Genomic DNA, 11,640 nt, shown 5'->3' with positions numbered 1-11,640 from the left:
GCGCCGACGGAGACCTCCGTCGGCGCCGGCTGCCTTTCCGGCTACGGGAGCCGCCGGGAGGCAACGGCCGGCGTCAGCCGTCGCGTCGCCCGGCGAGGTAGGTGCGGGCGCGTCGCCGGCCGTGGAGGTGCACCCAGATGAGGAACAGCGCGGCCAGCGCGCCGACCGCCCCGGTCACCCGGACGAAGAGGTCGTCGTCGAGGGCCAACCGCGAGCCCTGGGTGAGCAGGAGCAGCACGCCGACCCAGAGCAGCCAGCCCTGGGCGAGGATTCGGGTCGCCATGTCGCGGGCCAGCGCGTCGACCCTCGGGTCGTCGGTGTGCCCGTCGCGTAGCGCCCGCTTCGCCCGGCGCATGGTCGCCGGGTCGGCCCCGGTCTGAGGCGGCAGCCGCCTGGTGATCCGGCGGCCGAAGACGAGGGCGACCACCACGCCTACCAGCGGCGGGACCAGCATCACCAGGAACACCGGCCAGAGCTCGTCCCGGTCGACGGTGCCGTCCCCGGCGAGCAGCGCGGTGGCTCCGGCCGCGACTCCGAGCACCAGCAGGGCGGAGAGCACGTACAGGTCGAGCCGGCGCTGCCGGCGGTGACCGTCGGCGAGCAGCGCGGCCCGGTCCGGCTCGGAAAAGTGGTCCCCCGCGTTCGTCACGGTCGATCCGTACCCGATCGGTGGTGGCGCTACGCGCGGTGCTCGGCCTCGGGGGCGGACTCCACCGGCGGGGTGGCCGCCACACCCTGCGCCGGGGCGGCGAGGTAGGCGCGGGCCTCCCGCAGCCCCCGCCACCGCCGCCAACCCGCGGCGCCCCAGAACGCGGCGAGCAGCACAGCGACCACCCGGCTGGACGGGCGGGTGGCACCCACGACCAGCAGCACCTCCAGCAGCACACCGGCGCCGAGCAACCAGAGGATCCACCGTTCGCCCAGCCGGCGCTCCGCCTCCTTGCGGGCCAGTGCGTCGACCCGCGGATCGTCGCTGTGCCCGGCGCCCAGTGCCTGCCGCACCTCCGGGGCGTCGCCCGGCTTCGGCGGTCGACCGAGCCGGCCGGGGCGGCGGCGGCCGTACTCCAGGGCGATCGCCGTGCCGAGTGCCGCCGGCATCAGGGTGAGCAGGAAGGTGGTCAGCAGGCCCGGGCCGCCGACCTCGCGCCCGTCGAGCGCCATGAGGGCCACCACCGCGGCGGGCAGGCCGACCGCCAGCCCCACGGCGACCAGCACGGTGCGTCGGTCGAGCCGGCGCCGGGGCTTCGTCATGGCCGCACGGTAGCGGGGCGACGCCACCGGCAGGGCCCCGCGCGGCGCCACGCGGGCGGGACCGGCAAACCCGGGGGAAGCGGGGGCCGGCAACCCCATTAGGCTGGACAGGTTCTGTCCGGATCGCGCCTGGAGCTCAGATGACGACGACACTGCCCGCGTACGACGAGGTCGTCGCGCGCTACGAACCGGTGATCGGCCTGGAGACCCACGTCGAGCTGGGCACGAACACGAAGATGTGGTGCGGTTGCCCGACCGACTTCGGCGGCGAGCCGAACACCCGGGTCTGCCCGGTCTGCCTCGGCCTGCCCGGCTCGCTGCCGGTGGCGAACAAGGCGGCCATCGAGGCGACCATCCGGATCGGCCTGGCGCTGAACTGCTCCATCGCCGAATGGTGCCGGTTCGCCCGGAAGAACTACTTCTACCCGGACATGCCGAAGAACTTCCAGATCAGCCAGTACGACGAGCCGCTCTGCTTCGACGGCTACCTGGACGTCGAGGTCAACGGCGAGCTGGTCCGGATCGGCATCGAGCGGGTGCACCTGGAGGAGGACACCGGCAAGACGCTGCACGTCGGTGGCGCCACCGGCCGCATCCACGGCGCGACCGAGTCGCTGGTCGACTACAACCGGGCCGGCATCCCGCTGGTGGAGATCGTCACCAAGCCGGTCCCCGGCACCGGCGCGCTCGCGCCGGAGGTGGCCCGGGCGTACGTCACCGAGCTGCGGGACGTGATCCGCTCGCTGGGCGTCTCCGACGTCCGGATGGAGGAGGGCTCGCTGCGCTGCGACGTCAACACGTCGCTGAACCTGCCGGGCGAGGAGTGGGGCACCCGCACCGAGACCAAGAACGTCAACTCGCTGCGGTCGGTCGAGCGGGCGGTCCGCTCGGAGATGCTGCGCCAGGCGTCGGTGCTCGACGCCGGCGGCCGGATCACCCAGGAGACCCGGCACTTCCAGGAGGACACCGGGGACACCCGGCCGGGCCGGTCCAAGGAGACCGCCACCGACTACCGCTACTTCCCGGAGCCGGACCTGGTCCCGCTCGCCCCGGACGCCGCCTGGGTGGCCGAGCTGAAGGCCGCCCTGCCGGAGCTGCCGCGGCTGCACCGCCGCCGCCTCCAGCAGGAGTGGGGCCTGTCCGAGCTGGACATGCAGTCGGTGCTCAACGCCGGCGCCGTCGAGCTGATCGAGGCCACGGTGGCCGCCGGCGCCACCCCGGCCGCGGCCCGCAAGTGGTGGCTCGGTGAGCTGTCCCGCCGGGCCAACGAGACCGGCGTGGAGCTGGCCGACGTCGGCGCCACCCCGGCCCAGGTCGCCGAGCTCCAGGGGCTGGTGGACGCGGGCAAGCTCAACGACAAGCTGGCCCGTTCCGTCCTGGAGGGCGTGGTGGCCGGCGAGGGTTCGCCGACCGAGATCATGACCAGCCGGGGCCTGGAGGTGGTCTCCGACACCGGCGCGCTCACCGCCGCCGTGGACGAGGCGATCGCCGCCAACCCGGGCGTCGCCGACAAGGTCCGCAGCGGCAAGGTCGCGGCGGCCGGCGCCCTGGTCGGCGCGGTCATGAAGACCACCCGCGGCCAGGCCGACGCCAAGACCGTCCGCGACCTGATCCTGGAGCGCCTCGGCGCCTGACGTGAAAGGAAGGGCCCCTTCTTAACGCCTCGTGCATAGGAAGGGGCCCTTCCTAACGCCCCACCCCCGCGCACAGGGCGTCAACGGCGACGCCCGGATGGAGTCACCGTGAACCAGCACGACCTCGACGTCCTCGACGAGATCCAGCGCCGCGTGCTCTGGCTCGCCACCCGCATCGTCGACGCGGCCAACCACGACCGGGACACCGGTGACGGGGTGAAGGTCGGCGGCCACCAGGCGTCCAGCGCCTCGCTGGTCACCGCGATGACGGCGCTCTGGTTCGAGCACCTGGACGCCGAGGACCGGGTCGCGGTCAAGCCGCACGCCTCGCCGGTCTTCCACGCGATTCAATACCTGCTGGGCAACCTGGACCGGTCGTACCTGCCGAAGCTGCGGGCGCGCGGCGGGCTCCAGTCGTACCCGTCGCGGACCAAGGACCCCGACGAGGTGGACTTCTCCACCGGTTCGGTCGGCCTGGGCGCCGCCGCGCCGCTCTTCGCCGCGGTCACCCGCCGCTACGTCGACGCGCACTTCGGCGAGCGTCCGCACTCGCGCTTCGTCGCCCTGATCGGCGACGCCGAGCTGGACGAGGGGAACATCTGGGAGGCGGTCGCCGACCCGGCCACCACCGGGCTGGGCAACGTGATGTGGCTGGTCGACTTCAACCGCCAGTCGCTGGACCGGGTGGTCCCGGGCATCCGGATCAACCAGTGGCGCGGCCAGTTCGAGGCCGCCGGCTGGCACGTGGTGGAGGTCAAGTACGGCCGCAAGCTCGCGCAGGCGTACGCCCGGCCGGGTGGCGACGTGCTGCGCGACTGGATCGACCGGATGCCCAACGAGCAGTACCAGTCGCTGTTCGGGCTGGCCGGGCCGGCCCTGCGCAAGCAGTTCCTGGACGGTGCGCCGGCCGAGGTGGGCGCCTTCGTGGAGGGCATCGGCGACGACGAGCTGGGCCCGCTCGTCACCGACCTGGGCGGGCACGACCCGCAGGCGATGCTCGACGCGTACGCCCAGTGCGACGCGGTCACCGACCGGCCCAGCGTGGTCTTCGCGTACACGGTCAAGGGTTGGGGTCTGCCGATCGCCGGCAATCCACGCAACCACTCGGCGCTGCTCACCACCGAGCAGGTCGACGCGTTCCGCGCGGAGCTGGGCCTGACCCCGGAGACCGAGTGGGACCGGCTCGACCCGGCGTCGGAGGCCGGCATCCGGGCCGGCGCCCGCCGGGAGGCGCTGTCCCGCGCGCCCCGCGAGCGGGCGCTGGGGGTCACCGTCCCGGAGACCACGAAGGTACGCGCCAACAAGCCGGTCTCCACCCAGGAGGTCTTCGGGCGGGTGCTGGTCGACCTGGCCCGAGACCCGAAGGTCGCCCCCTACCTGGTGACCACCGCGCCGGACGTGGCCACCTCCACCAACCTGGCCGGGTTCATCAACAAGACCGGGGTGTTCGCCCCCACCGAGCGGCGGTCCTGGACCGAGGACCGGATGCTGCGCTGGACGGAGAGCCCCGCCGGGCAGCACATCGAGCTGGGCATCTCCGAGATGAACCTGTTCCTGCTGCTCGGCCAGCTCGGCCTGTCGTGGGACCTGTCCGGGCAGCCGCTGCTGCCGGTGGGCACCGTCTACGACCCGTTCGTGCTGCGTGGCCTGGACGCGTTCCTGTACGGCACCTACTCCGGCTCCCGGTTCGTGGTGGCCGGCACCCCGTCGGGCATCACCCTGGCCCCGGAGGGCGGCGCCCACCAGTCGACGATCACCGCGTCGGTCGGGTTGGAGCTGCCCGGGGTGACCTTCGTCGAGCCCGCGTACGCCGGCAGCCTGGACTGGCTGCTCTGCGACGCGCTCGGCCAGATCGCGCAGGGGTCGGCCCCGGCGACGACCGCCGCGCCGGCCGAGGACGGGGCGTACTACTTCCGGCTCAGCACCCGCCCGATCGACCAGGCGCCGTTCGAGGCGGCCCGGGCCCGGATCGGTGACGCGGTGCTGCGCCGGCAGGTGGTGGCGGGGGCCTACCGGCTGGTCGACGCGCACGAGGCGTACCCGCACCTCGCGGACGCCCCGGTCGTGCAGCTCGCCGCCTCCGGCGCGGTGCTGCCGGAGGTCCTGGCGGCCGCCGCGGAGCTGGCGGAGGAGGGCGTCGCCGCGCACGTGGTCGACGTGACCAGCCTGGACCGGCTCTACCGGGCCTGGCAGCGGACGCTGCGCCAGGGGGTGCGGACGGCGACCGTGCCGAGCGTGCCGGGCGCGCTGCGGTCGGCCTTCGCCGACCGGGTGCCGGTGGTGTCGGTGCACGACGCCGCGTCGCACGCGATGGCCTGGCTCGGGTCGGCGGTGGGAGCTCCGGCGGTGCCGCTGGGGGTGGACGAGTTCGGCCAGTCCGGCAGCGTGCAGGAGCTCTACGAGCTGCACGACCTGCTTCCCGGCAGCATCGTCAACGCGGCCCTGGCCGCGCTCGCGCTGCGCTGAACCGAATCCCGTGGTCGTCCGGCGGGTGACGCCGGACGACCAGCAGGATGACGATGGCTCCACGCCGTGTTGAGCGCCCCCGTGTGACCTACGGTGATTGCCATTCCAGGACCGCCGTCACCCCGGCCCGCCTTTGCTCTGCTGCAACCCACGCAACACCGCGCTGAGCTGTGGCTCTGCCCGGTCGCTCCCGGTGGGTCGACCGCCGTGAAAGGTGACGCTATGTGCCTGTTGCGCATGGTTAAGCAGAGCAAAGGCGGGAGGGGACCTGCCTTGAGGGAGAGTCTTCGTCGCTGAAGGTGACTGCCGGCGGCGCTCCCGTGGCCGTCGTCCGGCGCGCAGATGTCGGTGCCGACCGGCCGCGCCGGGGGCGGCGGTCGCCCGATCCGGTCGCCCGGTCGCCCGGTCAGCCGGTGCTGGTGGGGCTGGCGGAGGTCGGGGTCGGGGACTCCGGGCCGCCGCGGGTCGGGGTCGGGGTGACCGGCACCTGGTCGCCCTTCGCCGGGTCCCGGATCACGTGCCGTTCCAGGTTGACCTGGGACTGCCCGGTGCCGCCCACGGTGATGTCGTCGTACGCCTGGAGCAGCTTCTGCTGGTCGAAGTAGAGCACCGTCATCGACAGCGGGGTGGGCTTCTCGCCCTCCAGGCCGCGCAGGCCGGCCCCGCCGGTGGAGCCCTCCACCATCAGCGTGGTCGGCTCCTTGCCGGGCAGTTGGGGCAGCTTGGAGACCTGCCGGGCGTGGGTGTGCCCGGAGAGCACCAGCGGGCAGGTGCCGGAGAGCGGGCCGGCCGAGGCCGGGTCGTGCACCAGCGCGATGTTCACCGGGTTCGGTGACCTGCTCACCGTGGCGGCGAGCTGCTCACCCACGCCGATCACCTGGTCGGCGACCGCCTTGGTCAGGCCGCTGCCGGCCGGCGAGGTGTTCTTGTCTGGGGTGAACCGGGGGTCGCCGATGCCGGCGATGGTCAGCCCGTCGATGGTGGTGGTCGAGTTGTTCAGCACGATCGCGTTCGGCTGCTGGGCCACCGCCGCGGCCGTCCGGGGCGAGTCGTGGTTGCCGCGGATGTAGACGTACGGCTTCTTGAGCAGGCCGATGGAGCCGACGAAGGACGCCTCCGGCTCGCTGCCCCAGTCGGTGATGTCCCCGGTGTCGATCACCACGTTGATGCCGAACTGCTCCACCACCGTCCGGATCAGCTGCCAGCCGGTGGGGTTCAGGTGCATGTCGGAGACGTGCAGCACCCGGGTGGTGCCGGGGGCCGGCTCGTAGACCGGCAACGCGGAGACGGTGGTGTAGAGCTGGCTGACGTTGCCGACCAGCCGCTGGAGCTGCTCGGAGTACTTGGTGTAGTCGTTGGCGATCCGCCGGGCGTCGCCGACGATCGCGGGCGCGTTGACCAGCAGGCCCTCGTACCGGGGCTCCTCGATCGCCTGCGGCCGGATGGTGCCGGCGGCCAGGCCGAGGGTGCCGGCGGTGACCGCCAGGGCCACCCCGCCCGCCCAGGCGGTCCGCCGGACGTTGCGGAAGACCAGCGCCGCGAGGACCAGCGTCGCCAGCACCGACCAGCCGAGGGTACGCAGCCCCAGCCGCATCACCCCGGCCCGGACGTCCTGGACGGCGGACTGGCTGGCCCGGCTGATGCTGGCCGGGTCGTCGATCAGCGCCTCGGTGCGGCGCTGGTCCAGCGCGCCCAGCTCCACGGTGAGGTGGGTCGGCCCGTCGTGGCTGTTCAGGATCAGCGCGCCGAGCGGCGGGATGTCGACTGTCGTCCCGCCGGTGAGGGCGGGCCGCAGGCTCAGCTCGGCCCGGAACGGCCCGATGTCGGTGCCGACGTGCCCGCCGGCGTACGTGCCGCCGACCACCCCGATGAGGGCGACCGCCAGGACGGCCAGGGCCAGCCCGATCCGCCGGAGGCGGGGGTTTTCCCTCAGCCGTCCGGTACGTCCCGGCAGGCGGGGTCGGCGCCGGTCGTTCCCGGTCGCCGGGGCGTCCTCGCCGCCGGTGCTGTGCCGCTCGTTCTCCTGACCGTCCATGCTGAGATTCTGACCTGCCCGGCGAAGGATCTTGGCAAACCTGAGGGATGTTGACCGTTCGCCCGGGTGGTGGCGGTGGTTCGGGTCAGCTGCGCCCGGCGCCACCGCCGCCGAAGACCAGCCGCAGGAGCCGGTCGTCCTCCGGCGCCGGCTCGCCCCGCCCGTCGTGGTTCGAGGTGCTCACCCAGACCGAGCCGTCCGGGGCGGTCGCCGCCGCCCGCAGCCGGCCGTACCTGTTGGTCAGCAGCTCCCGGGGCTGGCCGAGCACCGTACCGGTGTCGGTCAGCTCGACCAGCCAGAGCCGCTGCCCGCGCAGGCAGGCGGTGACCAGCAGCCGCTGCGCGGCGGCCAGCCCCGAGCAGGACGCCTCCGAGGTGCGCCACTGCACCACCGGGTCGCGGTAGCGGCGGTCACCGGCCTGCCCCTCGACCTGCGGCCAGCCGTAGTTGCCGCCCTTGACGATCTGGTTGATCTCGTCCCAGGTGTTCTGCCCGAACTCCACGGCGTACATCCGCTTACCGGCGTCCCACGCGAAGCCCTGCACGTTGCGGTGGCCCAGCGACCAGACGGGTGAGCCGGGGAACGGGTTGCCCGGCGCCGGCCGGCCCTGCGCGGTGATCCGCAGGATCTTGCCGGACAGCGCCTTCGGGTCCTGCGCGGAGGCGCGCTCGCCCGCGTCGCCGGTGCTGGCGTAGAGGTAGCCGTCGGGGCCGAAGCCGAGTCCACCGCCGTTGTGGTTGCCCGCCTTCGGGATGCCGGTGAGCACCGGCGTCGGTCTGCCGCCGAGCGTGAACTTCACGATCCGGTTGTCGTCCCGGCCGGTCAGGTAGGCGAAGACCGCGCGGTCCTTGGCGTACGTCGGTGAGACGGCGATGCCGAGCAACCCACCCTCGCCGGCCGGCGTCACCTCCGGCAGGGTCTGCGCCACGGTGATCTTCAGCCCGTCGGGCCCGGAGTCGGGCCCCACCTTGAGCACCCGGCCGCCGTCCCGCTCGGTGACCAGGGCGCCGCCGTCGGGCAGGAAGGCGATCCCCCAGGGCACCCGCAGCCCCTTGGCCAGCACGGTGGTGACGACCTCCTGCCCGGCGCCGCCAGGAGCGGCCGAGACGGACGGGGTGGGGAAGGAGGGCGGCTCGCCGGCCGGGTCCGGCCCGGGTGGACCGAAGCTGCATCCGGTGGTCGCCAGCAGCAGCGTCGCGCACGACGCCGCCAGCGCCGCGCGGCGGCGGCCGGTGCGGGGGTACGGGGGACGGGCGCTCACCCGGCCCAGCCTAGCCCGCCGCGGCGCCGCGACGGGTCGAGCGGAGTCAGTGGGCGCGGACGGCGAGCAACGCGATGTCGTCCTCCCGGTTGTGCACCGCGGTGACCAGCCGGTCACAGAGCTCGTCGACGGTGAGCCGGTCGCCGCCGGTGAGCCGGTCGACCAGCTCCTCCAGCCCCTCGTCCAGCGGTCGGTCCCGCCGTTCGACCAGCCCGTCGGTGTAGAGCAGCAGCGTGTCGCCGGACGCCAGCGACGTCTCCCGGCCGGTGCGGCGGGTCGGGCGGGCGAGGCCGAGCAGCGGCTCCCGCGGTCCGTCGAGGACCTCCACCGCACCGCCGACCCGCACCAGCAGCGGCGGCGGGTGCCCGGCGTTGCACCAGTCGAGGGTCAGGCCCCCCGGGTCGGCGCGACGCAGCCGGGCCAGCACGGCGGTGGCGACCGTCGGGATCCGCAGCCCCCGGATCGCCTCGTCCAGGTGGGTCAGCAGCCCGGCCACCGGGTCGGGCCGGCCGAAGGCGTTGCCCCGGACCATGTTGCGCAGCTGACCCATGGTCGCCGCGGCCTCGATGTCGTGCCCGGCGACGTCGCCGATCGCGACGATCAGGTCGCCGTCGGGCTGGACGAAGGCGTCGTACCAGTCACCGCCGACCTCCACCCGGTCGGCGACCGGCTGATAACGGGCCGCCAGCTCCACGCCCGGTGGCCGGGGCAGGGTGGGCAGCATGCTGTGCTGGAGCACCTCGGCGACGTGCCGCTGCTCGCCGTACATCCAGCTGTTGCCGACGGCCTGCCCGGCGCGGCGGCCGATGTCCAGCGCGGTGTGCAGGTCGCCGTCGTCGAACGGCCGCCGGTCGGGCCCGTTCACCAGGGTGATGCAGCCGATCACCGCGCCTCGGCCGGCGGCGGTGATGGGGACGCTCAGGTGCGAGGCGATGCCGAGCCGGTCGGCCAGCACCGGCATCTCGGGTGTGGTGCTGCCCTCCTCGATGTCGGCGACGGTGCCCTTGACGACCAGCACCGGCTGCCCGGTGCGCAGCACCGACCGGGTGATCGAACGGGGCCCGAGGTGCCTGGTCATCAGGTCGGCGAACCGGGCGGCGTCGGCGGCCCGGGCCGGGTCCCGGTGCACGGCCGAGACGGTGCGCGGCTCCCCGGCCCGGTCGACCAGCGTCACCAGGCACCAGTCGGCCAGCAGCGGCACCATCGCGTGACCCAGCCGGTCCACCGAGGTGTTCACGTCCAGCGTCCCGCCGAGGGTCTCGCTCATCCCGGCGAGCATGGTCAGCCGCCCGTGCGCCTCCTCGGTCTGCCGGCGGGCGTCCTGCGCGCCGTCGAGGGCGATCCGCAGCCGCAGCTCCGAGGAACAGGCGGCGGCCAGGTCGGCCAGCGTCCGCAGCTGCCGGGCCGTCCAGGCCCGGGGCTTGCTGTCGATCGCGCAGAGCGAACCGAGGACCCGTCCGGCGAGGTCGGTCAGGGGCATGCCCGCGTACGCCACGACGCCGAGGTCGGCGATGGCGAGATTGTCCCGGACCCGGGGGTGGAGCCGGGAGTCCGGCAGCACCATCGGCACCTCGATGTCGACGACGTGCTGGCAGAAGGAGTGGCTGAGCGGGGTCTGCCGCCGCCCCGCCCACGGCTCGGGCAACCCGATCGCGCCCGGGAAGAACTGCCGGTCCCGGTCGACCAGCGACACCAGCGCGACGGGCACCTCCAGCAGGTCGCTGACCAGCCGGGCGAACCGCTCGAACGCCTCGTCGGCCCGATTGTCCAGCCCGGTCTCCGCGAGGGACCGTAACCGCGCCGGGTCGGACAGCGCCGCCGACACGATCCGGGGTGATCCGGCCGCGCGGTCGGGAGAGCCGCCGTTCATTGACCACCTGTCCGCGCGCCGGGGAGCCCCCGGACGGCGCTCCGATTCTTCGTTATACCCGCCGACCGCCCGCCACGCCCGAGGCGTGACGCCGTAACGACGATCACCGCCCGCGCCGGCCGGGCGGCCGATCGGCGTACGCCGCGGGGATGCCGTCGGGCGGCCGGGGCCGCCTGCCGCTATCGTCGGCGATCGTGAAGGTGTGGATCCCGCACGAGACCGGCCGTGACCTGTTGGGCGAGCTGCCCACCGACGTCGTCGTGGAGTGCCTCGCCGACCCGGCCCGGCTCCCGTCCGACCCGGCGGGGGTGCGGTTCTGGGTTCCGCCGTTCCTGTCCGCCGGTGACGTGACCGGGCTGCTGGACCGGCTGCCGGCCCTGGAGGTCGTGCAGCTGCTCTCGGCCGGCGCCGACGCCTGGGTCGACCGGGTGCCGGCGGGGGCCACGCTCTGCGACGCGCGAGGCGTGCACGACTCCGCCACGGCCGAGTGGGTGGTCACCGCGATCCTCGCCCACCTGCGCGGGTTCCCCGCGATGGCCCGGGCGCAGGCCCGCCGCGACTGGGCGTACGACGAGGTCGCCCCCACCGACGAGCTGGCCGGCAAGCGGGTGCTCATCCTCGGCGCCGGGTCGATCGGCCGGGCGGTCCAGGCCCGGCTCACCCCGTTCGAGGTCGACTTCACCCTGGTCGCCCGGACCGCCCGGCCGGGCGTGGGGGTGCACGGGGTCGACGAGTTGCCCCGGCTGTTGCCCGACGCGGACGTGGTGGTGCTGCTCGTGCCGCTGACCGACCGGACCCGGGGTCTCGTCGACGAGGCGTTCCTCGCCGCGATGCCGGACGGCGCGCTGCTGGTGAACGCCGCCCGAGGTCCGGTGGCCCGGACGGAGGCGCTGGTGGCCGAGGCCCGCACCGGTCGGCTGCACGCCGCCCTGGATGTCACCGACCCGGAGCCGCTGCCGGCCGACCACCCCCTGTGGGAGCTGCCGAACGTGCTGCTCACCCCGCACGTGGCGGGTTCGGTGCGGGGACTGCTGCCGCGGGCGTACCGGCTGGTGGGCGCCCAGCTGCGCCGCTTCGTCGCGGGCGAGCCGCTGGAGAACGTGGTCACCGACGGCTACTGACC

The 11,640-nt window shown here is 74.2% G+C and carries 8 protein-coding genes; 3 read left to right on the top strand and 5 right to left on the bottom strand.

The annotated features are described in order from the left end of the window. Positions 1-73: 73 nt before the first annotated feature. Positions 74-649 (bottom strand): hypothetical protein, encoded by a 576-nt coding sequence (locus tag GA0070564_RS01140; RefSeq protein WP_091601280.1) that lies wholly within the window; start codon positions 647-649, stop codon positions 74-76. A 29-nt stretch (positions 650-678) separates the two neighbouring features. Continuing rightward, positions 679-1,251 (bottom strand): hypothetical protein, encoded by a 573-nt coding sequence (locus tag GA0070564_RS01135; RefSeq protein ID WP_141714681.1) that lies wholly within the window; start codon positions 1,249-1,251, stop codon positions 679-681. Between the two features lie 140 nt (positions 1,252-1,391). On the opposite strand from GA0070564_RS01135, the gene gatB reads away from it, so the two are divergent. Together gatB and GA0070564_RS01125 are read left to right on the top strand one after the other, a co-directional pair. Next, positions 1,392-2,885: an Asp-tRNA(Asn)/Glu-tRNA(Gln) amidotransferase subunit GatB gene (gene gatB / locus GA0070564_RS01130; protein ID WP_091601275.1), complete on the top strand. Its 1,494-nt coding sequence runs from the start codon at positions 1,392-1,394 to the stop codon at positions 2,883-2,885. Positions 2,886-2,993: 108 nt separating this feature from the next. Continuing rightward, positions 2,994-5,351 (top strand): transketolase-like TK C-terminal-containing protein, encoded by a 2,358-nt coding sequence (locus GA0070564_RS01125; protein WP_091601274.1) that lies wholly within the window; start codon positions 2,994-2,996, stop codon positions 5,349-5,351. Between the two features lie 406 nt (positions 5,352-5,757). Here GA0070564_RS01125 and GA0070564_RS01120 read toward each other — a convergent pair whose 3' ends face one another. The 3 genes from GA0070564_RS01120 to GA0070564_RS01110 all read right to left on the bottom strand — a co-directional run bounded on the left by GA0070564_RS01120 (position 5,758) and on the right by GA0070564_RS01110 (position 10,517). Further along, positions 5,758-7,386, bottom strand: a complete 1,629-nt coding sequence (locus GA0070564_RS01120) for a metallophosphoesterase (protein ID WP_091601272.1) — start codon at positions 7,384-7,386, stop codon at positions 5,758-5,760. Positions 7,387-7,471: 85 nt separating this feature from the next. Beyond that, positions 7,472-8,647 carry a PQQ-dependent sugar dehydrogenase gene (locus GA0070564_RS01115; protein WP_091601270.1) on the bottom strand — a complete coding sequence of 392 codons (1,176 nt, stop codon included), beginning with the start codon at positions 8,645-8,647 and terminating at the stop codon, positions 7,472-7,474. 46 nt (positions 8,648-8,693) lie between these two features. Next, positions 8,694-10,517: a SpoIIE family protein phosphatase gene (locus tag GA0070564_RS01110; protein ID WP_091601268.1), complete on the bottom strand. Its 1,824-nt coding sequence runs from the start codon at positions 10,515-10,517 to the stop codon at positions 8,694-8,696. A 194-nt stretch (positions 10,518-10,711) separates the two neighbouring features. On the opposite strand from GA0070564_RS01110, the gene GA0070564_RS01105 reads away from it, so the two are divergent. After that, positions 10,712-11,638 carry a 2-hydroxyacid dehydrogenase gene (locus tag GA0070564_RS01105; RefSeq protein WP_091604318.1) on the top strand — a complete coding sequence of 309 codons (927 nt, stop codon included), beginning with the start codon at positions 10,712-10,714 and terminating at the stop codon, positions 11,636-11,638. Positions 11,639-11,640: the final 2 nt, after the last annotated feature.

It is taken from the genome of Micromonospora mirobrigensis, assembly GCF_900091555.1.
Taxonomy (GTDB): domain Bacteria; phylum Actinomycetota; class Actinomycetes; order Mycobacteriales; family Micromonosporaceae; genus Micromonospora; species Micromonospora mirobrigensis.
This window is presented reverse-complemented; position numbering and strand designations above follow the sequence as displayed.

Coding starts and splice junctions, on each gene's coding strand:
- GA0070564_RS01135 (WP_141714681.1), bottom strand. CDS start 1,251: ATGACGAAGCCCCGGCGCCGGCTCGACCGACGCACCGTGCTGGTCGCC.
- gatB (WP_091601275.1), top strand. CDS start 1,392: ATGACGACGACACTGCCCGCGTACGACGAGGTCGTCGCGCGCTACGAA.
- GA0070564_RS01120 (WP_091601272.1), bottom strand. CDS start 7,386: ATGGACGGTCAGGAGAACGAGCGGCACAGCACCGGCGGCGAGGACGCC.
- GA0070564_RS01110 (WP_091601268.1), bottom strand. CDS start 10,517: ATGAACGGCGGCTCTCCCGACCGCGCGGCCGGATCACCCCGGATCGTG.